Annotated in this window: 22 protein-coding genes; 11 read left to right on the top strand and 11 right to left on the bottom strand. The window is 59.6% G+C overall.

All coding sequences use genetic code 11. From position 1 onward, the window contains the following. Window positions 1-47: 47 nt before the first annotated feature. The 4 genes from PMI36_RS21545 to PMI36_RS21560 all read right to left on the bottom strand — a co-directional run bounded on the left by PMI36_RS21545 (window position 48) and on the right by PMI36_RS21560 (window position 4,113). Window positions 48-896, bottom strand: a complete 849-nt coding sequence (locus PMI36_RS21545) for a cache domain-containing protein (RefSeq protein WP_007898407.1) — start codon at window positions 894-896, stop codon at window positions 48-50. A gap of 248 nt (window positions 897-1,144) precedes the next feature. Beyond that, window positions 1,145-2,008, bottom strand: coding sequence for a hypothetical protein (locus PMI36_RS21550; RefSeq protein ID WP_008069561.1), 864 nt, complete (start codon window positions 2,006-2,008; stop codon window positions 1,145-1,147). Between the two features lie 116 nt (window positions 2,009-2,124). After that, window positions 2,125-3,117 (bottom strand): NAD-dependent epimerase/dehydratase family protein, encoded by a 993-nt coding sequence (locus tag PMI36_RS21555; RefSeq protein WP_007898415.1) that lies wholly within the window; start codon window positions 3,115-3,117, stop codon window positions 2,125-2,127. Window positions 3,118-3,213: 96 nt separating this feature from the next. Continuing rightward, window positions 3,214-4,113, bottom strand: a complete 900-nt coding sequence (locus PMI36_RS21560) for a LysR family transcriptional regulator ArgP (RefSeq protein ID WP_008069557.1) — start codon at window positions 4,111-4,113, stop codon at window positions 3,214-3,216. A 95-nt stretch (window positions 4,114-4,208) separates the two neighbouring features. On the opposite strand from PMI36_RS21560, the gene PMI36_RS21565 reads away from it, so the two are divergent. The 3 genes from PMI36_RS21565 to PMI36_RS21575 all read left to right on the top strand — a co-directional run bounded on the left by PMI36_RS21565 (window position 4,209) and on the right by PMI36_RS21575 (window position 5,992). Continuing rightward, entirely contained in the window at window positions 4,209-4,610 is a 402-nt protein-coding gene (locus PMI36_RS21565; RefSeq protein WP_008069555.1) for an ACT domain-containing protein, read from the top strand. Window positions 4,611-4,616: 6 nt separating this feature from the next. Then, the gene (locus PMI36_RS21570) at window positions 4,617-5,219 is read left to right on the top strand and encodes a LysE/ArgO family amino acid transporter (RefSeq protein ID WP_008069553.1); all 603 of its coding nucleotides are present in this window, start codon (window positions 4,617-4,619) and stop codon (window positions 5,217-5,219) included. Window positions 5,220-5,395: 176 nt separating this feature from the next. Then, on the top strand, window positions 5,396-5,992 hold the full coding sequence (locus PMI36_RS21575; protein ID WP_007898423.1) for a superoxide dismutase: 597 nt from the start codon (window positions 5,396-5,398) through the stop codon (window positions 5,990-5,992). Window positions 5,993-6,208: 216 nt separating this feature from the next. On the opposite strand, the gene PMI36_RS21580 is transcribed toward PMI36_RS21575, so the two are convergent. Beyond that, window positions 6,209-6,577, bottom strand: coding sequence for a DUF6124 family protein (locus PMI36_RS21580; protein WP_008069551.1), 369 nt, complete (start codon window positions 6,575-6,577; stop codon window positions 6,209-6,211). 851 nt (window positions 6,578-7,428) lie between these two features. Here PMI36_RS21580 and PMI36_RS21585 point away from each other — a divergent pair. From PMI36_RS21585 to PMI36_RS21615, 7 genes are all read left to right on the top strand, one after another. Next, entirely contained in the window at window positions 7,429-9,477 is a 2,049-nt protein-coding gene (locus PMI36_RS21585; protein WP_008069547.1) for a putative bifunctional diguanylate cyclase/phosphodiesterase, read from the top strand. Window positions 9,478-9,724: 247 nt separating this feature from the next. Then, window positions 9,725-11,068 (top strand): imelysin family protein, encoded by a 1,344-nt coding sequence (locus PMI36_RS21590; RefSeq protein WP_008069541.1) that lies wholly within the window; start codon window positions 9,725-9,727, stop codon window positions 11,066-11,068. A 322-nt stretch (window positions 11,069-11,390) separates the two neighbouring features. Continuing rightward, window positions 11,391-12,818 carry a di-heme oxidoreductase family protein gene (locus tag PMI36_RS21595; protein WP_008069540.1) on the top strand — a complete coding sequence of 476 codons (1,428 nt, stop codon included), beginning with the start codon at window positions 11,391-11,393 and terminating at the stop codon, window positions 12,816-12,818. A 27-nt stretch (window positions 12,819-12,845) separates the two neighbouring features. Then, window positions 12,846-13,910: an imelysin family protein gene (locus PMI36_RS21600; protein WP_008069539.1), complete on the top strand. Its 1,065-nt coding sequence runs from the start codon at window positions 12,846-12,848 to the stop codon at window positions 13,908-13,910. 14 nt (window positions 13,911-13,924) lie between these two features. Then, window positions 13,925-15,025 carry a DUF1513 domain-containing protein gene (locus tag PMI36_RS21605; RefSeq protein ID WP_008069538.1) on the top strand — a complete coding sequence of 367 codons (1,101 nt, stop codon included), beginning with the start codon at window positions 13,925-13,927 and terminating at the stop codon, window positions 15,023-15,025. 169 nt (window positions 15,026-15,194) lie between these two features. Further along, entirely contained in the window at window positions 15,195-16,343 is a 1,149-nt protein-coding gene (locus PMI36_RS21610) for an efflux RND transporter periplasmic adaptor subunit (protein ID WP_008069537.1), read from the top strand. A gap of 13 nt (window positions 16,344-16,356) precedes the next feature. Further along, a complete protein-coding gene (locus PMI36_RS21615; protein WP_008069530.1) occupies window positions 16,357-19,395 on the top strand; it encodes a multidrug efflux RND transporter permease subunit in 3,039 nt (1,012 codons plus the stop codon). 241 nt (window positions 19,396-19,636) lie between these two features. Here the strand turns inward: PMI36_RS21615 and PMI36_RS30335 are convergent, their stop codons facing one another. From PMI36_RS30335 to colR, 5 genes are all read right to left on the bottom strand, one after another. Further along, window positions 19,637-19,864: a hypothetical protein gene (locus PMI36_RS30335; RefSeq protein ID WP_026331876.1), complete on the bottom strand. Its 228-nt coding sequence runs from the start codon at window positions 19,862-19,864 to the stop codon at window positions 19,637-19,639. Between the two features lie 2 nt (window positions 19,865-19,866). Further along, complete coding sequence (locus tag PMI36_RS21620; protein WP_008069529.1) at window positions 19,867-20,580, bottom strand: lipopolysaccharide kinase InaA family protein; 714 nt, start codon at window positions 20,578-20,580, stop codon at window positions 19,867-19,869. Window positions 20,581-20,584: 4 nt separating this feature from the next. Next, window positions 20,585-21,253: a class I SAM-dependent methyltransferase gene (locus PMI36_RS21625; RefSeq protein ID WP_008069528.1), complete on the bottom strand. Its 669-nt coding sequence runs from the start codon at window positions 21,251-21,253 to the stop codon at window positions 20,585-20,587. Window positions 21,254-21,401: 148 nt separating this feature from the next. Beyond that, complete coding sequence (locus tag PMI36_RS21630) at window positions 21,402-22,682, bottom strand: sensor histidine kinase (protein WP_008069527.1); 1,281 nt, start codon at window positions 22,680-22,682, stop codon at window positions 21,402-21,404. Then, the gene (colR, locus tag PMI36_RS21635; RefSeq protein ID WP_008069526.1) at window positions 22,672-23,355 is read right to left on the bottom strand and encodes a two-component system response regulator ColR; all 684 of its coding nucleotides are present in this window, start codon (window positions 23,353-23,355) and stop codon (window positions 22,672-22,674) included. The genes PMI36_RS21630 and colR overlap by 11 nt, the downstream gene beginning before the upstream one ends. A 217-nt stretch (window positions 23,356-23,572) precedes the next feature. On the opposite strand from colR, the gene PMI36_RS21640 reads away from it, so the two are divergent. After that, window positions 23,573-24,316 (top strand): phosphatase PAP2 family protein, encoded by a 744-nt coding sequence (locus PMI36_RS21640; RefSeq protein WP_008069525.1) that lies wholly within the window; start codon window positions 23,573-23,575, stop codon window positions 24,314-24,316. Window positions 24,317-24,509: 193 nt separating this feature from the next. On the opposite strand, the gene groL is transcribed toward PMI36_RS21640, so the two are convergent. Beyond that, a complete protein-coding gene (gene groL / locus PMI36_RS21645; RefSeq protein ID WP_008069524.1) occupies window positions 24,510-26,153 on the bottom strand; it encodes a chaperonin GroEL in 1,644 nt (547 codons plus the stop codon). Window positions 26,154-26,183: the final 30 nt, after the last annotated feature.

The following is a 26,183-nucleotide window of genomic DNA, read 5'->3' as shown; positions in this document are numbered from 1 at the left end:
CTTGAGGCATTCCCACGCAGAGCGTGGGAACGATCAATGTCTACCCTTCAAGGGCTGTAATACCCCACCGCCACCAGAAAATGCCCGACCTTTTTCAGGTAGGCATGCTTGTCTTCGACCTTGCCGGTCACCGGGTTTTTCCAGCGGTATTCGTATTCGCCGTCATCCTGTTTGGCCATCAGCGCCAGAATCGGCTCGCCCACCGGTTTGCCTTCCGGGTCCTTGATCTTGCCGAAGTCGGTATTGATCAATCGCAGGTTGGTGCCGTGGGCGACATAGCGCTGGGTATCCTGGTCGACGACAAACACGTACAGGTCATCCTGCAAGTAACCGCCCTTGAGGGAGTTGATCGCTGTGAGTGTGCCCTTCTCGTTTTTGGCCAGATCGACCGCTGCTTTATCGAGCAACGCTTGCGCCTGTTGCGGCGAGGCCCGTGGCAGGTAATAACCGACCGCCAGAATCCGCTGGCCGATGCGCTGATAGAACACATGCTTGCGTTCAACCTTACCGTCGGCCCAGTTCTGCCAGCGGTATTCGGCCTGCTGAATGCCGTTGCCCTCCGGCACTTTCAAGGCGTCCTTGAAGGCTTTCTGTACATCCGGCCCGAGTACCTCGGACACATCGCGACCGATCAACGCCGAAGATGGCCCGCCGCTGGCGAGCATCACGCCCTTGGTATCGACCACGAAGACATAACGATCCTTGTCGACAAACTCGCCCTGACGGCTGAACGCCGCAAAAGCCTTGTCACCCTGCTCGTGGTAATAGGCCAGGGCTTTTTCCAGCAAGGCTTTGGCGGCCTGGCTGTCAGCCTTTTCCGTCGTGGCGGCATGAACCGGCCCCAGGCACAGCAAAAGCATCCCGCCCAGCCAGGCCAGCTTGTGAAGAACCCCCATGGTGCATTCCCCGTTCTTGTTAGTGTTTCAAGAGCGTAGACGGCTTGGGGCTATGTATGAATATTCAGGAAACGGTGGCGTAGAGGCTTGCCCTAATACCAGTTGGTTAAGATACAAAACCTGTGGGAGCGGGCTTGCCCGCGAAAGCGGTGTGTCAGACGACATCAATGTTGGCTGTGCCGCCGCCTTCGCGGGCAAGCCCGCTCCCACATGGATTGCGTTTAACTGACTGACTCGCCTTCGGGGTATCAAGGCCGGGTGCGCAGTTGCTGCTGCAGATTCTGAATCTGCGCCTGCAGGGTGTTGATGTTGCGGGTGACCTGGCCGCGGAAGGCGTCGAACTCGGCGGTGTTGGTGCCACCTTGTGCGGCGGCCGGGCGGTTGTCCTGTTGGCTTTTGAGCACGATCATGTCTTGCTCCAGGCGCTCGATGGCGGCGCTTGGGTTGCCTTGCCTCTTCAGCGCGGTAATGTCGGCACCCAGGCTTTTGAGTTGGGCGTCGAATTTGCTGGTATCGTCCGACGCGTTCTTCAACGCGGCCAGTTCGCCGCTCAAGGCTTTGACCTGGGCCTGCAACTGAGCATTGGCGGTTTGTTGTTCGGTGGCTTGCGCGGTCATTTGCGCCAGGCGCTTGTCCAGATCGGAGGTCTGGCCGAGTACGCCTTGCTGCTGTTTGCTCTGGTCCTGAAGCTTGCTTTCCAGCTGCTTGCTCTGGTCCTGGAGTTTGCCTTCAAGCTGTTTGATTTGCAGCTTCAACGCTTCACTGCCGGTGTTGACGTTGGACTGGCTGGCCACGACCTTGCCGGAAATGTCCTGCAAGCGCCCCGCCGCTTCCTCACTGATGCGCGCGAAACTTTCCTGGGTCGCCACCAGTTGCTGTTCCATCAGCGAAATCTGCTGAAAACTCCACCAGGCAAGGCCGGCGAAGGCAAAGAACAACGCGCCGACCAATGCCCACAGAGGGCCGGTGCTCGGGCCTTTGACCTTGACCACTGGTGTGCGCGAATGCACGGAAGTGCGAGCGGTGGTCGGAAAATCATCGTCATCGAGGCTGCTGGCGCGCAGGCTCGGGACATCGTCGAAGTCGTCGTTGGCATCGTTACGCATGGGCATTAGGGTCAACCTTTGTGGAACGCGGTGATGGCTTGATGCGGCGAAGTATAACCCCCGCTGCCGCACCGGTTGACCCTGAACCCTGAACTCGGTTCAGTCAGGGCCACCCTTGTGTGTCAGCGAATGTCCTGAGCCTTCCACCAGCCGCAGAATTCATCAAGGGCGGTCCAGAGGCTGACTTTCGGATCGTAGTCCAGATAATGGCGTGCGCGGCTGATGTCCAGGGTGAAGTTTTTGTTCATGACCTGCATGCCCAGCCGCGACAGGGTCGGCTCGGGACGACCGGGCCACAGCTTGCACACCCCCTCGTTGAGCGCGGCAAGGCTGTAGGCCAAACCGTAGGAACGGTAGCGGGTCACCTGTGGGACATCCATTTGGCGCATCACGTAATTGACCACATCCCACAACGGAACCGGCGCTCCGTTGCTGATGTTGTAGGCCTTGCCCAAGGCCGAGCCGCTGGCCAGCAAGCTGCTGAGCAACGCTTCATTGAGGTTTTGCACGCTGGTGAAATCGACCTTGTTCAGGCCATTTCCGATAATCGCCAACCGCCCTTTGCGCTGCATTTTCAGCAATCTCGGGAAAATGCTCATATCGCCGGCGCCCGTGACGAAACGCGGGCGCAGGGCCAGGGTTTCGAGGCCGAACTCCTGCGCACCGAAGACTTTTTGCTCGGCCAGGTATTTGGTCGCGGCGTAGGGATGCTTGAAGCGCTTGGGCACCTGCTCTTCGGTCAACCCCAGATGATCACGACCATCGAAATAGATCGACGGTGACGACAAGTGCACCAAGCGCCGAACCCGCTGTTTCAGACAGGCCTCGACCACGTTCTCGGTGACTTCGACGTTGCCTTGATGAAAGTCCTGATAGCGCCCCCACAAACCCACCGCGCCGGCGCAATGGACCACGGCTTCAACGTCTGAACACAGGTCGCGCGCCAGTTGCGGGTCGCTCAAATCGCCCTGAATGAACTCGGCGCCACGGCGCACCAGATGCTCGACGCTCTCGGCCCGGCGACCGTTGACCCGCACGTCCAGGCCCTGCTCCAGGGCGAAACGCGCAAAGCGCCCGCCAATGAAGCCGCTTGCGCCGGTGACCAGAATCTTCATGAATTGCTCCTACAGATGCAGCTACAAGCTTCAAGCTACGAGCTGCAAGTTAAAACCGGTGGGCAAGCTCTTCACTTGCCGCTCGCAGCTTGACGCTTACCGCTGCTCTAAGGGCACCAGCCATTGCTTCGACGAGTGCACCAATTGGTCGGTGAGTAACCCCAGCAACTGACCGCCATTGCGCCAATGATGCCAGTACAGCGGCACATCGATCGGCTTATCTGGCAAAAGCTCCTGCAATTGGCCGCGTTCCAGTTGCTCGCGCACCTGCAATTCAGGCACCAGGCCCCAGCCAAGCCCCGCTTCCGTAAGGCGAAGAAACCCTTCGGACGATGGGCATAAATGGTGTTCGAAACCGCCATCCACACCGAGGGAGGCGAGGTAGCGATGCTGTAGGAAATCATCCGGGCCAAACACCAGGGCCGGGGTTTTGGCCAACTGATCGGCGCGCACACCTTCGGGAAAATGCCGGGCAATGAACGCCGGGCTCGCCATCGCGCGGTAACGCATCGCCCCCAACAGCACGCTACGCGCGCCGGCCACCGGCCGTTCACTGGCGCAGACACACGCCGCCACTTCGCCTGCGCGCATGCGTTTGAGACCGACGGTCTGGTCTTCCACCACCAAGTCGAGCAATAGATGTTGTTCCGCGCAAAAGTCCCCCACCGCCTCGGCCCACCAGGTGGCAAGGCTGTCGGCATTCAGGGCGATACGCAGGCGTTCCGGCAGGCCTTCTTCGTCCAGCGCCGGGACCAACGTCTGGAGATCGCGCTCAAGCAATCGCACTTGCTGCACATGGTTGAGCAATCGCCGGCCAATCTCCGTCGGGGCCGGAGGCGTGACCCGCACCAGCACCGGTTGGCCGACTCGTGCCTCCAGCAGTTTGATCCGCTGGGAGATCGCCGATTGGGACAAGCCCAACACCTGCGCGGCGCGTTCGAATCCGGCCTGCTCGATGACGGCTGCGAGCGCGGAAAGTAATTTGTAGTCGAACATCAGTTTTCCTAATGGGCGATCAGTACTATTGGTTTTTCTTATACAGCCTTCAACCGGAGAATGGCCAGCAAGAACTCTGAACAAGGATCACCGACATGGCTGGCGAAACGTCATTGGCAACCCTGCTGCGCAGCATGAGCCCGCAACTCAACGACGGCGAATATGTGTTCTGCACGTTGCCCGACGGCAAGTTGCCCGCCGGCCTTGAGATCATCGGCAGTTTTCGTGAACGGGAAGGCCTGACGGTGATTCTGGAACGTTCCCACGCCGAGAAGGCCGGTTTCAGCTTCGACTACGTCGCCGCCTGGATCACCTTGAACGTGCACTCGGCCCTCGAAGCCGTCGGCCTGACCGCCGCGTTCGCCACGGCGCTGGGCCAGGCCGGCATCAGTTGCAACGTGATCGCCGGGTATTACCACGATCATTTGTTCGTCGGCCAAGCCGATGCCGAACGCGCCCTGCAGGTACTGCGGGACCTGGCGACCAACGCGGAGTAAAAACGTATGTGGCAAAGCTATGTGAACGGCCTGTTGGTGGCCGCTGGGCTGATCATGGCGATCGGCACCCAGAATGCGTTTGTGCTGGCGCAGAGCCTTCGGCGTGAACATCACCTGCCGGTGGCGGCGCTCTGCGTCACCTGTGATGCGTTGCTGGTGGCTGCCGGGGTGTTCGGCCTGGCGACGGTGCTGGCGCAAAACCCGACCCTGCTGGCCATCGCCCGCTGGGGAGGCGCGGCGTTTCTGCTGTGGTATGGCAGCCTGGCGTTGCGTCGGGCCTGCTCGAAACAAAGCCTGCAACAGGGTGAAAACCAGACCGTGCGCTCGCTGCGGGCAGTGCTGCTCAGTGCGTTGGCGGTGACGTTGCTCAACCCGCACGTTTATCTGGACACCGTGTTGCTGATCGGCTCCCTCGGCGCTCAACAAACCGAGCCCGGTGCTTATGTGGTGGGCGCGGCCAGTGCGTCATTGCTGTGGTTTTTTACTTTGGCCCTTGGCGCGGCATGGCTGGCGCCGTGGCTGGCACGGCCAAGCACCTGGCGAATTCTCGACCTGTTGGTTGCCGTCATGATGTTCACCGTAGCGTTCCAGTTAATCAGCGCCGGGTGATTTATTCCAAAAGGCTCTGGAACCTCTATTCCACACAGTTGTTGCGTGGTTATGCCGCACCCCCGGTGCTATGATCCGATCCCTGCGCCGCAAAGAGTACAAACTCCCCGGCGCATGTCTGGCCGCCCGTGATCGGCCTTGCGCTCACCGCAACTGACCTGATTAGGAGAATCATCATGGCTTTCGAATTGCCGCCGCTGCCTTACGCACACGATGCCTTGCAGCCGCACATTTCAGAGGAAACTCTGCAGTATCACCACGACAAGCACCACAACACCTACGTCGTGAACCTGAACAACCTGGTGCCAGGCACCGAGTTCGAAGGCAAGACCCTGGAAGAAATCGTCAAGACTTCCTCGGGCGGTATCTTCAACAACGCCGCTCAGGTCTGGAACCACACGTTCTACTGGAACTGCCTGGCGCCAAACGCCGGCGGTCAACCAACCGGCGCGCTGGCTGATGCCATCAACGCAGCGTTCGGTTCGTTCGACAAGTTCAAGGAAGAGTTCAGCAAAACGTCGATCGGCACCTTCGGTTCCGGTTGGGGCTGGCTGGTGAAAAAGGCTGACGGTTCCCTGGCCCTGGCCAGCACCATCGGCGCCGGCAACCCGCTGACCAGCGGCGACACCCCGCTGCTGACCTGCGACGTCTGGGAACACGCTTACTACATCGACTACCGCAACCTTCGTCCGAAGTACGTCGAAGCGTTCTGGAACCTGGTCAACTGGAAATTCGTGGCTGAGCAGTTCGAAGGCAAAACCTTCACCGCTTAAGCTTCGCGCCAGTCAAGAAACCCGGCTTTTGCCGGGTTTTTTTGTGGGCTGTGGGAAAGCTCGGGAACCTGGTTTGCCTGACAAGAATACGACGCCTGCCAAGCCGCCTTCGCGAGCAAGCCCGCTCCCACAGGGGTTCATCGTTGCCCACAAATTCCGTGTACAACACAAATCAACTGTGGGAGCGGGCTTGCTCGCGAAGAACGATAACGCGGTCTATGCCGGATCGACGTTATCCAGCGCCCGGTTCACCGCCAGCTCCGCCAGCATGATGACCTGCTGAATCGCCATCGCCGTATGGCGCTGCGGGCCGATCAGATTGTTGGCAAAATCGCTGGCCAGGACACTCGCTGAGGCTAACGATTCACAGGCGTGGGCCAGCAGGCTTTCGGTGCCGGCATCCGGGGCGACCAAGAACAGGGTGCTGGGGCGACGGGGTTTTTCGGTGTATTGCGCCGGAGGATCGAGGTAGCAGTCGAGGGCGCGTTTGATGGCTTCGCGGTCTTTGAGCAATTCTTCGGTGCGCAAGGCTTCGGCGTTGGGAGTGGTGGTGTTGAAAGGTGGGTCGGGAATCAATTTGTCCATTGGAAATTCTCCAGCGTTGGAGCCTCCACTTGCCGCTTCTCACACGGCGAAGAGGTGGCAGCTATGTGCGAGGTGAGAAGACCGGTTATGGACACCCGGCCGGACCGAAGTCCGCCCGCACACAGCCGCCATAACGCATTTTCCGGCAGCAATAAGCTGGCGGCGATTATGCGTGTACAGACACTGGATGACCATAAGTTGCCGGGCTCTCACACCCGATCGCTGAGTTTTCAGCGACAGCCCAAGGCTAGAGGGCTCGCTTCCGACGAACAACCTGAAAAATGCATGGGAAAGTTCTAGGTTTTGACACATCCATCAAACATTCAAAAGCGGAACGCGAGCGTCCCTGGCGGCATTCCCACGCAGAGCGTAGGAACGATCGGTCGAGTGCAGCAGAAAGAAATTAGTCGGCTGTCAGGACGCTATCGCGAGCAGGCTCGCTCCCACAGGGTTTGTGTCGTACACAGTTTTTTGTATATGACCGCTTCCCCTGTAGGAGCGAGGCTTGCCCGCGAAGAACGATAACGCGGTCCATACCATTTCATAATGGGATTGGCGGGGCTTCCATTAAAAATCAGGGCGCTTTCCCACAAATGCGAGTGGCATTCGCCCTCTTGCCCCCACACCACAGCCGTCTAACATCAACCACAAGGAAAAATTGTCCCGTTCCCCTCAAGTTGAGGGCCTCAACAACCGACACAGTGCTAATAGGGCAAATACTCCAAACAACAGCCTATCGGCCAAGCTACCGGCAAAATCCCCTGGGTTGGATTGTCCCTTTGACTGACCTCACGGGATTGCCAATACTCATGGCAACTTGACGCTAGCCGCACGGAACAAGGAATAACCCTTTGAAGCTGGAACTCAAGAACAGCTTGTCGGTGAAGTTGCTTCGGGTCGTGCTCCTGTCGGCATTGATCGTCGGCGTGGTCTTGAGCTGCGCGCAGATCGTTTTCGATGCCTATAAAACACGTCAGGCCGTAGCCAGCGATGCCCAGCGCATACTCGATATGTTCCGTGACCCTTCGACCCAGGCCGTCTACAGCCTGGACCGGGAAATGGGCATGCAGGTGATCGAGGGCCTGTTTCAGGACGACGCCGTGCGCATGGCCTCCATCGGCCACCCTCACGAAGCTATGCTGGCGCAAAAAACCCGTGAATTGCAGCACTCCAACAGCCGCTGGCTGACCGATCTGATCCTCGGCCAGGAACGCACCTTCACCACCCAACTGGTGGGCCGCGGGCCCTACAGCGAATACTACGGCGACCTGAGCATTACCCTCGACACTGCCACCTACGGCAAGGGCTTCATTGTCAGCTCGGTGATCATCTTCATCTCTGGCGTATTGCGCGCCATGGCCATGGCCCTGGTGCTGTATCTGGTCTATCACTGGCTGCTGACCAAACCGCTGTCGCGGATTATCGAACACCTGACCGAAATCAACCCGGACCGGCCCAGCGCCCACAAGATTCCCCAGCTCAAGGGTCATGAAAAGAATGAGTTGGGCGTGTGGATCAACACCGCCAACCAGTTGCTCGAATCCATCGAGCGCAACACCCACCTGCGCCACGAAGCGGAAAACAGCCTGCTGCGCATGGCCCAGTACGATTTCCTCACCGGTTTGCCGAACCGCCAGCAATTGCAGCAACAACTGGACAAAATCCTCGTCGACGCCGGTAAATTGCAGCGTCGGGTTGCGGTGCTGTGTGTCGGGCTCGATGATTTCAAAGGCATCAACGAACAGTTCAGCTATCAGGCCGGCGACCAATTGCTGCTGGCCCTGGCCGATCGACTGCGGGCCCACAGCGGCCGCCTCGGCGCCCTCGCCCGTTTGGGGGGCGACCAGTTCGCACTGGTCCAGGCCGACATCGAACAACCCTACGAAGCCGCCGAACTGGCGCAAAGCATTCTTGACGATCTGGAAGCGGCGTTCGCCCTCGATCATCAGCAAATTCGCCTGCGCGCCACCATCGGCATCACCCTGTTCCCCGAGGACGGTGACAGCACCGAGAAGTTGCTGCAAAAAGCCGAGCAGACCATGACCCTGGCCAAGACGCGCTCGCGCAACCGCTATCAGTTCTATATCGCCAGCGTCGACACCGAAATGCGTCGGCGCCGCGAGCTGGAAAAAGACTTGCGCGATGCCTTGATCCGCGACCAGTTCTACCTCGTTTATCAACCGCAGATCAGCTACCGCGATCATCGCGTGGTGGGCGTCGAGGCGTTGATTCGCTGGCAACATCCCGAACACGGGCTAGTGCCGCCGGACCTGTTCATTCCGCTGGCCGAGCAGAACGGCACCATTATCGCCATCGGCGAATGGGTGCTGGATCAGGCCTGCAAACAATTGCGCGAATGGCACGATCAGGGTTTCGACCTGCGCATGGCGGTGAACCTGTCCACTGTGCAACTGCACCACGCCGAGTTGCCGCGGGTGGTCAATAACCTGCTGCAGATGTACCGCCTGCCACCGCGCAGCCTGGAACTGGAAGTCACCGAAACCGGCCTGATGGAAGACATCAGCACCGCCGCCCAGCACTTGTTGAGCCTGCGTCGCTCCGGCGCGCTGATCGCCATCGACGACTTCGGCACCGGTTATTCATCCCTGAGTTATCTGAAAAGCCTGCCGCTGGACAAGATCAAGATCGACAAGAGCTTCGTTCAGGACCTGCTCGATGACGACGACGATGCGACCATCGTTCGCGCCATCATCCAGTTGGGCAAGAGCCTGGGCATGCAGGTGATCGCCGAAGGCGTGGAAACCGCCGAGCAAGAGGCCTACATCATCTCCGAAGGCTGCCACGAAGGTCAGGGCTATCACTACAGCAAACCGCTGCCGGCACGGGAATTGAGTGCCTACCTCAAGCAAGCCCAACGCAGTAACGCGGCTATTTTGTAGAACATCAAAAGATCGCAGCCTCGTTTCACTCGACAGCTCCTACACAGCTCCTACGTGGACCGCGTTCCCCTGTAGGAGCTGTCGAGTGAAACGAGGCTGCGATCTTTTAATGCGCCCCACATCTTTGCGTGAATAAGAAATATTTACAGGAACAACCCTTTACACATAATGCGAAAGATTTGCATTATGTCGCAGTTTTGCGCGCCCTCCACGCGCGTCCATCAATCACCGAAGCAGGATGTTCGCCATGATTCGTATGCCTCTGGCCACCGCCAGTCTGCTGGCCATCGCTATTTCCCTCGCCGGTTGCGGCGAAGGCAAAGACAAGGCTGCCGCTCCACAAGCGCCGACCCCGGCCGCCAGCACCACTGCCCCGGCTGCGCCTGCTGCTATCGGTAAAGTCGATGAAGCCGCCGCCAAGGCTGTGGTTGCGCACTACGCCGACATCGTCTTCGCCGTTTACAGCGATGCCGAATCCACCGCGAAAACCCTGCAAACCGCCGTCGACGCGTTCCTGGCCAAGCCAAACGCCGATACGCTGAAAGCCGCCAAGGCTGCCTGGGTCGCGGCCCGCGTGCCTTACCTGCAGAGCGAAGTGTTCCGCTTCGGCAACACCATCATCGACGACTGGGAAGGTCAGGTGAACGCCTGGCCACTGGACGAAGGCCTGATCGACTACGTCGACAAATCCTACGAACACGCACTGGGTAACCCGGGCGCCACCGCCAATATCATCGCCAACACTAAAGTTCAGGTCGGCGAAGACAAGGTCGACGTGAAAGACATCACCCCGGAAAAACTCGCCAGCCTGAACGAGCTGGGCGGTTCCGAGGCCAACGTCGCCACCGGCTACCACGCCATCGAATTCCTGCTCTGGGGCCAGGACCTGAACGGCACCGGCCCTGGCGCCGGCAACCGTCCGGCTTCCGACTATCTGGAAGGCAAAGGCGCTACCGGCGGTCACAACGATCGTCGCCGCGCTTACCTGAAATCCGTGACCCAACTGCTGGTCAACGACCTGCAAGAAATGGTTGGTAACTGGAAGCCGAACGTGGCCGACAACTACCGCGCCACCCTGGAAGCGGAACCGGCTGAAACCGGTCTGCGCAAAATGCTGTTCGGCATGGGCAGTCTGTCCTTGGGCGAACTGGCGGGCGAGCGCATGAAGGTTTCCCTGGAAGCCAACTCCCCGGAAGACGAACAGGATTGCTTCAGCGACAACACCCACAACTCGCACTTCTACGACGCCAAAGGCGTGCGTAACGTGTACCTGGGCGAATACACCCGCGTCGATGGCAGCAAAATGACCGGCGCCAGCCTGTCGTCGCTGGTCGCCAAAGCCGACCCGGCAGCCGACACCGCCCTGAAAGCCGACCTGGCCGCCACCGAAGCCAAGCTTCAGGTCATGGTCGATCACGCCAACAAGGGTGAGCACTACGACCAACTGATCGCTGCCGGTAACACCGCTGGCAACCAGATCGTGCGCGACGCCATCGCCTCGCTGGTCAAGCAGACCGGTTCGATCGAAGCCGCCGCTGGCAAACTGGGCATCAGCGACCTGAACCCGGACAACGCTGATCACGAGTTCTGATCAACGCTGGCTGAGTGAATACAAAGGCGACCTTCGGGTCGCCTTTTTTGTTAGCCCGAACGCAGATCAAAATGTGGGAGCGGGCTTGCTCGCGAAGAGGGAGTGTCAGTCGACATCAATGTTGCCTGACACACCGCCTTCGCGAGCAAGCCCGCTCCCACAGGGTCTTGTGCTGACCTGGGCGAATGTGACTCTTGCGCGATGCCACCCGGTTCCAAGAGAACGATTGCGCCAAATCAACCAAACGATAATTCCTCTTATTCAAACTCCCCTGCCCTGTTAGACTTTGCGCCCTTGTTTTGCTCGTCTTGCAGGATGTCCGATGCCCTCGCTGCCTCTTCGCTTGTCCGCTCTGTTGCTGGCCCTGGGCCTGAGTGCCTGCGATGACGCCCCGCGTTTCACCCAGGCCGAACCCGGTGAAGCCCGCTCCGGCGGCAGCGCAACGGTGCGCAAGACCGATCAGAACGCATTCTCCCTGCCGTCCGCCAATCTGCCGCCGTCACGGCGCGTCGATTTCAGCGTCGGCAACAGTTTCTTTCGCAGCCCTTGGGTGATTGCCCCATCGACCACCACCGCGCGCGATGGCCTTGGCCCGTTGTTCAATACCAACGCCTGCCAGAACTGCCACATCAAGGACGGGCGCGGTCACCCGCCCGCGCCCGATGCACCGAATGCGGTGTCGATGCTGGTGCGCCTGTCGATTCCTGATACGCCGGCTTATGCCAAAGTCATCGAACAATTGGGCGTGGTGCCAGAGCCTGTCTACGGTGGGCAGTTCCAGGACATGTCGGTGCCCGGCGTCGTTCCGGAAGGCAAGGTGCGCGTCGATTACACAGCGGTCCCGGTGCGGTTCAAGGACGGCAGCGAAATCGAATTGCGTAAACCGACCTTGCAGATGACCCAGCTCGGCTACGGCCCGATGCACCCCGACACGCGTTTCTCGGCGCGCATCGCACCGCCGATGATTGGCCTGGGCTTGCTTGAGGCGATCCCCGACGAGGCCATCCTGGCTAACGCCGAGGCCCAGGCTCGGGAGAAGAACGGCATCACCGGGCGACCTAACCGGGTCTGGGATGACGCGCAGCAGAAAACCGTCCTCGGGCGATTTGGCTGGAAGGCCGGGCAACCGAACCTCAATCAACAAAACGTTCACGCGTTCTCTGGTGATATGGGCCTCACGACCAGCCTGAGACCCGTTGATGACTGCACCGATGCGCAAACCGCTTGCAAGCAGGCGCCCAACGGCAATGGCCCGGATGGCGAGCCGGAAGTCAGCGACAACATTCTGCGTCTGGTGCTGTTCTATAGCCGTAACCTCGCGGTGCCGGCCCGTCGCGATGTCGGCGCGCCGCAGGTGCTGGCCGGCAAGAATCTGTTTTTCCAGGCGGGATGCCAGTCCTGCCACACCCCGAAATACACCACCGCCGCCAACGCCGCGGAACCTGAATTGGCCAATCAAGTGATTCGCCCTTACAGCGACCTGCTGCTGCATGACATGGGCGACGGCCTGGCCGACAACCGCACCGAATTCCAGGCCAGCGGCCGCGACTGGCGCACCCCGCCGTTGTGGGGCATAGGCCTGACACAAGCGGTCAGCGGCCATACCCAGTTTTTGCATGACGGCCGCGCCCGCAATCTGCTTGAAGCCGTGCTCTGGCATGGCGGCGAGGCACAGGCGGCGCAGCAACAGGTTTTGTCTTTCAATGCCGAGCAGCGTGCAGCGTTGCTGGCGTTTTTGAATTCCCTTTAATACGTTTTCCTTCAGCGGGAGCCCGACATGTTCCGTCCCAAATTGTTGTTCACCAGCCTTGCCGCCCTCGCCTTGGGCGCCTGTTCGCCCCAGGATCCGCAAGCGGTCACGTCGGCGGCCATCGCCAAGCAAGTCATCCTGCCGACCTACAGCCGCTGGGTCGAAGCCGACCGTCAATTGGCGGTCAGCGCCCTGGCGTTCTGCCAAGGCAAGGAAAACCTCGAAACCGCCCGCGCCGACTTCCTGCACGCGCAGAAAGCCTGGGCCGAGTTGCAACCGCTGCTGATCGGGCCGTTGGCCGAGGGCAACCGTTCGTGGCAAGTGCAGTTCTGGCCGGACAAGAAGAACCTCGTCGGCCGTCAGGTCGAGCAATTGGTGACCGCGCAGCCGCAGATCGATGCCGCCGCCCTGACCAAGTCCAGCGTAGTGGTTCAGGGGCTCTCGGCCTATGAATACATTCTGTTCGACAGCAAGATCGACATGGCCGACAGCGCTCAGAAAGCCAAATACTGCCCGCTGTTGACTGCCATTGGCGAACGTCAGAAGCAACTGGCCGAAGAGATCCTGTCACGCTGGAACACCAACGACGGCATGCTCGCGCAGATGAGCAAATTCCCGAACCAGCGCTACGCCGACTCCCACGAGGCGATCGCCGATCTGCTGCGCGTGCAAGTGACGGCGTTGGACACCCTGAAGAAAAAACTCGGCACGCCGATGGGCCGTCAGAGCAAGGGCACGCCCCAGCCGTTCCAGGCCGATGCCTGGCGCAGCCAATCGTCGCTGCAAGGCCTGCAAGCGAGCCTGAGCGCGGCGCAAACGGTCTGGGTCGGTGTCGACAACAAAGGCCTGCGCGGTCTGTTGCCGAGCGAGCAGAAACCCTTGGCCGACAAGATCGACGAGGCCTACGCAGCGTCCCTGAAACTGCTCGCCAGCAACCAGCGCTCGCTGACCGACATGCTCACTGACGATGCCGGGCGCCAGCAGCTCAACGCCATCTACGACAGCCTCAACGTTGTCCATCGCCTGCACGAAGGCGAACTGGCCAAGGCGCTGGGCATCCAACTGGGCTTCAACGCCAACGACGGTGACTGATGAGGGCAAGTGCCATGCTGCGACGCCAGGCTCTGACGTTAGGGAGTTTGCTGCTGGGTGCGGTGACACTGGGCGGCTGGACGCTGTTCAAGCAAAAGGACAAAAGCCCGCTGTTGCTCTCGGCGCGGGACGACGGTGACGGCAAGCATTACGCCGTCGGTTATCGGCTGGATGGCACCCGGGTGTTCGCCACCCAGGTCGGCCAGCGGTGCCACGACATCATCAACCACCCGACGCTACCGATAGCACTGTTCGTCGCTCGGCGTCCGGGCACCGAGAGTTACCTGATCGACCTGCGCGACGGCACGCTGCTGCAAACCGTGGTCTCGCAGCCGAACCGGCACTTCTACGGTCACGCAGTGATTCACCACAGCGGCGACTGGCTGTACGCCACCGAGAACGACACCTCCGATCCGGGCCGTGGCCTGCTCGGTGTGTATAAGTTCGAAGGTGAGCGGCTGGTGCACAGCGGCGAGCTTTCCACCCACGGTGTCGGCCCGCATCAGGTGTCGTGGATGCCCGATGGCGAGACGCTGATTGTGGCCAACGGTGGCATTCGCACCGAGGCCGAAAGCCGGGTCGAGATGAACCTCAACGCGATGGAGCCGAGCCTGGTTTTAATGCAGCGCGATGGCACTTTGTTGAGCAAGGAAACACTGGCTCAGCAAATGAACAGCGTGCGGCACTTGGGCGTCGCCAGCGATGGCACCATCGTCGCCGGCCAGCAGTTCATGGGCGATGCCCACGAGTCATCGGAGCTGCTGGCGATCAAGCGTCCCGGCCAACCGTTCGTGGCGTTCCCGGTGCCCGAGCATCAGTTGCAGGCCATGGGGCATTACACCGCCAGCGTCGCCGTGCACAGCGAACTGCGTCTGGTCGCCCTGACCGCGCCGCGGGGTAACCGCTTTTTTATGTGGGACCTGGACAGCGGTGAAGTACGCCTGGATGCGCCACTTCCCGACTGCGCCGGCGTCGGGGCCGTGGCCGATGGTTTTGTCGTGACCTCCGGCCAAGGCCGTTGCCGCTACTACGATTGCCGCCAGACAACCCTTGTCGCAAAACCTCTGGAGTTACCTGCGGGGCTCTGGGACAACCATCTGCATCTGATGGTTTAAAAGATCGCAGCCTGCGGCAGCTCCTACAGGGGAATGCGTACCTGTAGGAGCTGCCGCAGGCTGCGATCTTTTCCGTAAGATCACGCAAAAAACATCCATTGGAATCCCCCTTACACTCGGAGTAATGTTCCCGCCTGTCTCACCTGATTTTCTCCAAGGAAATGGAAATATGCTGCGTCGCCGCATGCTGATCATGTTGGGTGTTGTCCTGCTAATCGTGCTGGTCCTGGCCGGTTACAAAGCCTTCTCCATCTACACGATGATGCAGGGCTTCTCCGTGCCGAAACCACCGATAAGTGTCGCCGTGGCCACCGCCACCGAACGTCCGTGGCAAAGCCGTTTGCCAACGGTCGGCACCCTCACGGCGCTGCAAGGGGTCGACCTGAGCCTGGAGATCGCCGGCACCGTCAAGGAGGTGCAGTTCGAGTCGGGACAGAAGGTCAAGGCCGGTCAGCCGATCCTGCAACTCGACACCGCCGTTGAAACGGCCCTGCTGGCAACCGCTCAAGCCGACCTGGGACTGGCGCAACTGGATTACGGTCGCGGCAGCCAATTGGTAGGCAGCCAGGCCATTTCCAAAGGCGAGTTCGACCGACTCTCGGCGGTGTTGCAAAAGAGTCGTGCCACCGTCAATCAGCTCAAGGCGGCACTGGAGAGAAAACGCATCCTCGCCCCGTTCAGCGGCACCATCGGCATTCGTCAGGTAGACGTCGGCGACTACGTGGCCAGCGGCACGATGATCGCCACCCTGCAAGACATCAGCAGCCTCTACGTCGACTTCTTTGTGCCCGAACAATCGGTGCCGAAAATCGCCCTCGGCCAACCGGTGCAAGTCATTGTCTCAGCCTACCCGACAGAGAGTTTCCCCGGCACTATCAGTGCGATCAACCCGAAGGTCGAGAGCAGCACCCGCAACGTGCTGGTGCGTGCAACCCTGGCCAACCCCGATGACAAACTGCTGCCGGGGATGTTCGCCAGCCTGCAGGTGATGTTGCCCGATCCGCAGCCACGCATCGTCGTGCCGGAAAGCGCGATCACCTACACCCTTTATGGCAACTCGCTGTACGTCGTCGCGCAGAAAAAGGCCGAAGACGGCAGCCTCGAAAAAGACGACAAGGGCGAGCCGATTTTGATCGCCGAGCGGCGCTTCATCGAAACCGGCGAGCGCCGCGACGGGATGGTCATGATCACCAAAGGCGTGCAGAACGGCGAAAAAGTGGTCACGGGGGGCCAGATCAAACTGGACCACGGCGCACACATTGCCATTAGCGACGACAAGACCCTAGCCGAGAAGAGCAGTCAGCCGCACGCTGACTGATCAAGGAATCCCCATGGCTTTTACCGACCCGTTCATCCGCCGCCCGGTGCTCGCCACCGTGGTCAGCCTGTTGATTGTGCTGCTGGGCTTCCAGGCCTGGAGCAAATTGCCGCTGCGCCAATACCCGCAAATGGAAAACGCCCTGATCACAGTGACCACCGCTTACCCCGGGGCTAACGCCGAAACCATCCAGGGTTACATCACCCAACCGATGCAGCAGAGTCTGGCCAGCGCCGAAGGCATCGACTACATGACGTCGGTCAGTCGCCAGAATTTCTCGGTGATCTCGATCTACGCGCGCATTGGCGCCAACAGCGATCGCTTGTTCACCGAGCTGCTGGCCAAGGCCAACGAGGTCAAGAACCAGCTACCTCAGGACGCCGAAGACCCGGTGCTTAGCAAGGAAGCCGCCGACGCTTCGGCGCTGATGTACATCAGCTTCTTCAGCGACGAACTGAGCAATCCGCAGATCACCGATTACCTGTCACGGGTTATCCAGCCGAAGCTGGCGACCCTGCCGGGTATGGCCGAAGCCGAGATTCTTGGCAACCAGGTATTCGCCATGCGCCTGTGGCTGGACCCAGTGAAACTCGCCGGTTACGGCCTGAGCGCCAGCGATGTGACCAACGCCGTGCGCCAGTACAACTTCCTCTCCGCCGCCGGCGAAGTGAAAGGCGAGTATGTAGTCACCAGCATCAACGCCAACACCGAACTCAAATCCGCCGAAGCCTTCGGCGCGATTCCGCTCAAGGTCGATGGCGACAGCCGCGTGCTGCTGCGGGACGTGGCGCGGGTCGAGATGGGCGCGGAGAACTACAACACCATCAGCTCTTTTGGCGGCACCCCCTCGGTGTACATCGGTATCAAGGCCACGCCAGGCGCCAACCCGCTGGATGTGATCAGGGAAGTGCGCAAGATCATGCCGGAGCTGGAAGCCCAGCTGCCGCCGAACCTGAAAGGTGAAATCGCCTACGACGCCACGCTGTTCATCCAGGCCTCCATCGACGAAGTGGTGAAAACCCTGTTCGAAGCGGTGCTGATCGTGATCGTGGTGGTGTTCCTGTTTCTCGGCGCCTTGCGCTCGGTGGTGATCCCGGTGGTCACCATTCCGCTGTCGATGATCGGCGTGATGTTCTTCATGCAGATGATGGGCTACTCGATCAACCTGCTGACCCTGCTGGCGATGGTATTGGCCATCGGGCTGGTGGTGGACGATGCCATCGTGGTGGTGGAAAACATCCACCGGCATATCGAAGAAGGCAAGACGCCGCTGGATGCGGCTATCGAGGGTGCCCGGGAAATCGCCATGCCGGTGGTATCGATGACCATCACCCTGGCGGCGGTCTATGCGCCGATCGGCTTCCTGACAGGTCTGACGGGGGCGCTGTTCAAGGAATTCGCCCTGACCCTGGCCGGGGCGGTGGTGATCTCCGGCGTCGTTGCCCTGACGCTGTCGCCGATGATGTGCGCCCTGCTGCTGCGCCACGATGAAAACCCTACCGGCCTGGCCCATCGCCTGGACGTGATCTTCGAGGGCCTCAAGCGCCGCTACCAGAGTGTGCTTCATGGCACCCTCAATACCCGGCCGGTGGTGCTGGTGTTCGCGGTGATCGTGCTGTGCCTGATTCCGGTGCTGCTGAAATTCACCAAATCGGAGCTGGCGCCGGACGAAGACCAAGGCGTGATCTTCATGATGGCCAGCGCTCCGCAGACGGCCAACCTCGACTACCTGAACACCTACACCGACGAGTTCCTCACGATTTTCAAGGAGTTCCCCGAGTACTACTCCTCATTCCAGATCAACGGTTTCAACGGCGTGCAATCGGGGATCGGCGGCTTCCTGCTCAAACCCTGGAACGAACGCGACCGGACCCAGATGCAGATCCTCCCCGAGGTCCAAAGCAAGCTGGAGAACATCCCCGGGTTACAAATCTTCGGCTTCAACCTGCCTTCCCTGCCGGGTACCGGCGAAGGCTTGCCGTTTCAATTCGTGATCAACTCGGCCAACACCTACGAGTCATTGCTGGAAGTGACGGACCGGGTGAAAAAAAGAGCGATGGAATCCGGCAAGTTCGCCTTCGTCGACGTCGACTTGGCCTTCGACAAACCCGAAGTCGTGGTGGATATCGATCGAGCCAAGGCCGCACAAATGGGCGTGTCCATGCAGGCCCTGGGCGGGACCCTGGCGACGTTATTGGGTGAGGCGGAGATCAACCGTTTCACTATCGAAGGCCGCAGCTACAAAGTCATTGCGCAGGTGGAGCGACCTTTTCGCGATAACCCCGACTGGCTGAACCACTATTACGTCAAGAACACCAAGGGCGAATTGCTGCCGCTGTCGACCCTGATCACCGTGACCGACCGGGCTCGGCCGCGCCAGTTGAACCAGTTCCAGCAACTCAATTCGGCGATTCTTTCCGGGGTCCCGCTGGTCAGCATGGGTGAAGCCATCGACACCGTGCGCCAGATCGCTCGAGAAGAAGCTCCGGCAGGTTACGCCGTCGACTATGCCGGCGCATCACGGCAATACGTTCAGGAAGGCAGCGCGCTATGGGTCACCTTCGCCCTGGCGCTGGCGATCATCTTCCTGGTGCTGGCAGCCCAGTTCGAAAGTTTCCGCGACCCACTGGTGATTCTGGTCACCGTGCCGCTGTCGATCTGTGGCGCGTTGATCCCGCTGTTCCTTGGCTGGTCGAGCATGAACATCTATACCCAGGTGGGATTGGTGACGTTGATCGGGCTGATCAGCAAGCACGGGATCCTGATCGTCGAGTTCGCCAACCAGTTGCGCAAGGAGAAGGGCCTGTCGCCTCGCGAGGCGGTGGAGGAAGCGGCGGCCATTCGTCTGCGTCCGGTATTGATGACCACGGCGGCGATGGTGTTCGGCATGGTGCCGTTGATCATCGCCACGGGCGCGGGTGCGGTCAGCCGGTTCGACATCGGCACGGTGATCGCGACGGGGATGTCGATCGGGACGCTGTTCACGTTGTTTGTGTTGCCGTGCATCTACACGTTGCTGGCCAAGCCCGATAAACCTGAAAAACACCCATAAACCTTTGAAGCCTTCAATCCTATGGGCGAAGCAGAACCAATGTGGGAGCGGGCTTGCTCGCGAAGGCGGTGTGTCAGTCGACATCACTAGTGAATGTCAGACCGTATTCGCGAGCAAGCCCGCTCCCACATTGAACGATCGGTGTCTAGTCCTGAAACAGGTGTAAACCTTATTCAGGACTAGACACGGATACAAAAAAGGCCTCGCAACTGCGAGGCCTTTTATTTGGGCTTCAATCTGTTCAACTTTGTGGCCTCAGTCCCTGAGAAAGTCCGAACATGAACAGTAACAAGTCATGATCGGGTTGAGTGGCCACGGGTGCTTTGGCAACCCGGGGCAACGGACAATGCGCGTCACCGTGCACGGAGCTGAGGACTTGCGTGCGGGGTTGCTCCCAGGCCGCCACCGCCAATGAAGCAACTGCCAAGGCTCCGGCTAAAAACAAACCTCGTGCAATTTCGAGTTTCATTGTTATAAGCCTTTGATAGCGCTGCCAAACGCCGTCTCATAAAAATAGACGAGTTTTTTCCAGTCCGTATCGCTGAACGACGAGTGGCGACGCAGTTGCTTCAGGTCATGGGCCGCCGCTTGATGGGGGGTCAAGCGCTGCCGACATTTTTCCAGATCGATCAACGCCACCTCGACCTTGGCTGACTCGCCTTCGCCGGTGACCCGCACGAATACGTGCTTGATGTAGATACAGCTGTGTTGCCAACGGCCCTTGTGCATGCGGGCCAGGTTGTCGGCCAGATCCTTCAACACGCGATCGTGCAGCGCCTCACCGTAACGTTCGCGACCGCCACCCGCGTACCAGTGCTGGATTTCCCCGAAGCCATCCAGGGACTTGGTAACCAGCAATGCGCGCCATTTGTGCATGGGATCGCGCTGCGCCCCGCAGAAAACGATTTCCGGAACACGAACGTTGAGCAGACGCAGGCCAATGAGCGCATCGCGCTCGCGCAACACCGTCGGTCGGCCGAACGGGTGTAACGCACTGCGATAGATATGCCCGGTTTGACGCTTGGTGTAGAGCAACTGTCCATCACGGCCCCTAACGCGCTGCACGCCACTTTCGCCACCGCGACGGACGTTGGGTTCTTCTACCCATTCACCGCGCAGGTTCCAGAAGTAGTCGAAGCGGTCCTGAGAAGCCACTTCTGTTTGTGCTGCACATTGCATTGCCATCTTGTTACCTCTTGCGTAATACGTATACCCGCCACATGGCATAGAACGGTAAAAAATCCAGATGTTCCTGGATCCGAAAACCCGCCTGCTTGAATTCCTTTTCAACCGTGGCGACCGGTAACACAAATCGATTCTGGTAACCCTCCTGACTACGTCGTTTCTCCGCGCGCTTGCGTTTCCAGGCCTTGAAATTGCCGTCCACCCACAACGAAACAATCACGCTGTCACGGGTGACTCGTTCGAATTCGCGCAGGATGGTCAGTCGATGCTCGGCTTCACCGATGTGATGAAGCAAGCGCATGCAGAAAATGCTGTCGACGGCGTTATCGGGCAAGGCAATGTCGAATGCAGAAGTGTGCAAGGGTTGTACCCGTTTCACCACGTCGGCGGGTTGCGCCTGCATGGCAGTCTTCAACATGGACTCCGAGTTGTCGGCCCCGATGATGACACGGTTGTGTTTTTCCGCCAGCAGCGGCCAGAAACGCCCCGCGCCGCACGGTAAATCGAGGACCAATCCTGGCTCACCGGCCAGCGTCAGCGCTTTTCGCGCCAATTGTTCGTCACGCCAATGGGACAGTCGGCGGCTGGGACCTTCCTGATGCTTGCGCAAATATTTCTGGGCGTGTTGATCATCGTACTTTTCGGAAAAATCGAGTTTGATCGGACCAGCCATCACTGCAGTCTCCTGAACTTCTGATGACCACCACCTTAGGTAGCGTCGTGTCAGTGTCAGGTCGTGCCTTCGTGAAAAAATTGTCATGTAAAACCCGGAATTATTTCAGGGTTTTACAGGGCCAATTCAGGATCTTTTCGTTTTTCCTTCAGATCAAAGACGGACTCAAATCCACCTGAAAGCGGCAACCATTGGGTTCCATGTTGGTCAGGCTGACGTTCCAGCCCTGGTTCTCGCAAATCCGTTGCACCAGCGATAGCCCTAACCCGAGGCCCTCGCCGCGTTTCTCGTTGCCGCGCACGAAAGGCTCGAACATCGCCTCGCGTTTTTCCTCGGGAATGCCTACGCCGCTGTCCTCGACCACGAACCCCGTGTCCGTCAGGGCGAGGAGGATGTAGCCGTGCTCGGTGTAATGCAGCGCATTACGCAACAGGTTGCCCATCACCGCATGCAAAAGCGTCGCGTTATAGCGGGTGTCCGGCGGATTTTCCGGCTCGAATTTCAGTGTCAGGCCCTTGGCTTCGATCGGCTCGCGCCATTGAGAAAGTAGCCCGTCGGCCACTTGGCTCAGGGTCTGCTGGGGAGCCATGCTGGCGTCTTCATGTTGAGCGCGAGCCAGCATGAGGAAGGTTTGCACCAGCTCGCGCATCTCGGCACACGCACGGGCAATTCGCTCCACCTGAGCACGGCCGCGCTGATCGATACCGGGGTTTTCCAGCAACAGTTCACAGGAACTGGCCAACACCATCAACGGCGTGCGTAGCTCGTGGCTGACGTCACTGGTGAACAATCGCTCACGGGTCAATGCTTGACGCAAACGCCCAAGGGTGGCGTCGAAGGCCACGGCCAGCTCGCCCACTTCATCGGCGGCATAGTCCGGCGCCAGTGGCGGCGCCAGCCCTAGCAGTTGATCGCGATGACGCACCTGACGGGCCAGTCGCACCACTGGCGCCATGACCTTGCGTGCCAGCACCCAGCCCAGAAATACCGCCAATGCCAGGCTCAGTACGAAACCCACCAGCACCACGGCAAACAGCACCCGCTCACGCTCTTCGAAATCGCTCTGGTCCTGCAACAGCACGTAACGCCGACCGTCAACGACTTCGACCATCGCGTGATATGACAGCTGCTCGCGAAAGACTTCATGAAAGCCTGAGTCCAGGTGCCGCAAATCCTTAGGTAATTCGAAGTCGCCCGGGCCGCCGCTGAAATAGAACAGTTGGTCCGGCTCGGGGCGGTGGCTCCAGTCCGACACGCTGTCCATCAGCAGCAGGCGTTGCAAATCGCCGCCCAGACCTGCCGAAATCAGTTTCTCTTCCACCAGGTGCACGGTCGCCACAATGCCCATGGCGAAGGCTCCCGCCACCAGCGCGCTCATCAACGCAAAGGCGATGATGATCCGTTGCGCAAGGCTCTGTTTAAACTCCATCACGGCCCTCGGCCAAGCGATAACCGACGCCATGCACCGTGTGCAGCAAGGGCTTGTCGAACGGCTTGTCGATCACCTGACGCAGTTGATGGACGTGGCTGCGCAGGCTGTCGCTGTCCGGACAGTCATCGCCCCACAGGGCTTCTTCGAGAACTTCGCGGCGTAATACATGGGGGCTTTTCTGCATCAACACGGCCAGCAACTTCAGGCCCACCGGGTTGAGTTTCAGCAGACGGCCTTCGCGCGTGACTTCCAGGGTATCCAGGTCGTAGCTCAGATCACCGACTTGCAAGGCACGGCGACCGCCCCCTTGGGCGCGGCGCATGACCGCCTCGATCCGCGCGGCGAGTTCGGACAGGGCAAAGGGTTTGATCAAATAGTCGTCTGCACCGGATTTGAAGCCTTGCAAACGGTCATCCAGTTGATCGCGGGCAGTGAGCATGATCACTGGCGTGTCGCGGCGGGCGTCTTCGCGCAGACGTTTGCACAGGGTGTAACCGTCGATGCCGGGCAGCATGATGTCGAGCACGATCAAATCGTAATGTTCGGTGGCCGCCAGGTGCAGGCCCGACAAACCGTCCTGCGCGCAATCCACGGTGTAACCCTTGAGCCCCAGATAATCGGCCAGATTGGCCAGGATATCGCGGTTGTCTTCAACCAATAGAATTCGCATCGGCACCTCCTCCGTACACAGTAACGGCTGTCTTGGCGCGCAGCTTAAGGCCAAGTGTGGCTCAGGGATAGTGGCGGCGTGCAGGGGTAAATCCGAGAAAAAAACCTGAAACGGCCTTAACAACTTTTTCACCATCGATTCACAAGCTGACGACAGAGGCGTGTTCAGACTCCCGCGGTTGCGCTCTTCAGAACATTTCACTCACCAAGGAATTGCCATGGCTTCGACCGCTGCCCGCCCCGCTTCCAGGCCACTGAATGCCTGGCTATGCCTGGGAGTGCCCGCCATTGCGGCGATCACCCTGCTGTTGCTCGAACTGACGTCCCTGGACATGGACCTTGCCAAGCTGTTCTATGACCCGGTCGCCGGGGCGTTCATCGGGCGGCACAGTTACTTCCTGGAAGACATCCTGCATGACCGGGCCAAGCAAGTGGTCATCGCCTTCTCGGTGTTCGCCATCCTGGGCTTCATCGGCGCCTTTTTCATGGACAGGCTCAAACCGTTCAAACGTGAGCTGGGTTGCCTGGTGTTGTCTCTGGCACTGGCAACCTCGTTTGTCACCCCGGTCAAAGCGGTGACGGCGGTGCAATGCCCATGGAGCCTGGAGCAATTCGGCGGGCACGAAACCTACAGCGAACTGCTCAGCCCTCGCCCGCATACCGACAAGCCGGGCCGCTGCTGGCCTGGCGGTCATGCGGCGACTGGCTTCACATTGTTTGCGCTGTTCTTTGTATTGCGCGACCGTCGCCCGCGGCTGGCGCGCAAAGCCTTTGTCTTCGCCTTCGCGTTGGGTTCGGTGTTTTCCATCAGCCGGATGATGCAGGGCGCGCACTTCTTTTCGCACAACGTGTGGACGGCGATTTTCTGCTGGCTGATTTGTCTGGGGGCGTATTACTACATTCTTTATCGCCCGGCTTCGAAGGCTGAGCTAGTCACCAAGGCACAATCCGTCAGCGCCTGATACACAGATCTAAATGTGGGAGCGGGCTTGCTCGCGAAGGCGGTGTGTCAGTCAGTATTGATGGTGACTGACACACCGCCTTCGCGAGCAAGCCCGCTCCCGCAATGGACCGAGGTGACCCTCGAAATCAGGGCAATAAAAAACCCCGCCTGCTCAACGCAGGCGGGGTTTTTATGTACGGGGTAAGGCTGGCTTACATCATGCCGCCCATGCCGCCCATACCGCCCATGTCTGGCATGCCGCCGCCAGCTGGTGCGTCGTCCTTGATCTCAGCGATCATGGCTTCGGTGGTGATCATCAGGCTGGCAATCGACGAAGCCGCTTGCAGAGCCGAACGAGTCACTTTAGCCGGGTCCAGGATACCCATTTCGATCATGTCGCCGTATTCGCCGGTAGCAGCGTTGTAACCGAAGTTACCCGAACCCTGCTTGACCTTGTCGACAACTACGCTTGGCTCGTCGCCGGAGTTGGCAACGATCTGACGCAGTGGCGCTTCAACAGCGCGACGCAGCAACTGGATGCCAACGTTCTGGTCATCGTTGTCGCCTTTCAGCTCGGAGATAGCCTGCAGAGCGCGAACCAGTGCCACGCCGCCGCCAGGTACCACGCCTTCTTCAACGGCTGCACGAGTAGCGTGCAGGGCGTCTTCAACGCGGGCTTTCTTCTCTTTCATTTCAACTTCGGAACCGGCGCCAACCTTGATCACTGCAACGCCGCCGGACAGCTTGGCCAGACGCTCTTGCAGTTTTTCACGGTCGTAGTCGGACGAAGTATCAGCCACTTGCTGACGGATCTGCAGAACGCGGGCCTGGATGTCAGCCTCAACGCCGGCACCGTCGATCACGGTGGTGTTTTCTTTGGACAGGATCACGCGCTTGGCATTACCCAGGTGTTCCAGGGTAGTGCTTTCCAGGCTCAGGCCGATCTCTTCGGAGATAACGGTACCGCCAGTCAGAACAGCGATGTCCTGCAGCATGGCCTTGCGACGGTCGCCGAAGCCTGGAGCCTTGACGGCTGCGACTTTAACGATGCCACGCATGTTGTTCACAACCAGAGTCGCCAGGGCTTCGCCTTCAACGTCTTCGGCAACGATCAGCAGTGGACGGCCGGCTTTGGCAACGGCTTCCAGTACTGGCAGCATTTCGCGGATGTTGGAGATCTTTTTGTCGACCAGCAGGATCAGCGGACCGTCCAGCTCGGCGGTCATGGTCTCTGGCTTGTTGACGAAGTACGGGGACAGGTAGCCACGGTCGAACTGCATGCCTTCAACAACCGACAGTTCGTTTTCCAGGCCCGAGCCTTCTTCAACGGTGATCACGCCTTCTTTGCCGACTTTTTCCATGGCTTCGGCAATGATGTCGCCGATGGAGCTGTCGGAGTTGGCCGAGATGGTGCCGACCTGAGCGATGGCCTTGGTGTCAGCGCAAGGCTTGGACAGGGCTTTGAGCTCTTTGACGATAGCGATGGTCGCTTTGTCGATACCGCGCTTCAGGTCCATCGGGTTCATGCCGGCAGCGACGGCTTTCAGGCCTTCGTTGACGATCGACTGAGCCAGAACGGTAGCGGTGGTGGTGCCGTCGCCTGCGTCATCGTTGGCACGGGAGGCAACGTCTTTGACCAGCTGCGCGCCCATGTTTTCGAAGCGATCTTTCAGCTCGATTTCTTTGGCAACGGAAACGCCGTCCTTGGTGATGGTCGGAGCGCCGAAGCTCTTCTCGATGATCACGTTACGGCCTTTAGGGCCCAGGGTCGCTTTTACTGCGTCAGCCAGGACGTTGACACCGGCGAGCATTTTCTTGCGGGCGGAATCGCCGAATTTAACTTCTTTAGCAGCCATGATCGATATTCCTTAAATACTTTGTAGTAG

The organism is Pseudomonas sp. GM79 (assembly GCF_000282495.1).
Classification (GTDB): Bacteria; Pseudomonadota; Gammaproteobacteria; order Pseudomonadales; family Pseudomonadaceae; genus Aquipseudomonas.
The sequence above is the reverse complement of the archived record's forward strand: the minus strand, read 5'-3'. Positions and strand labels throughout refer to the sequence as shown.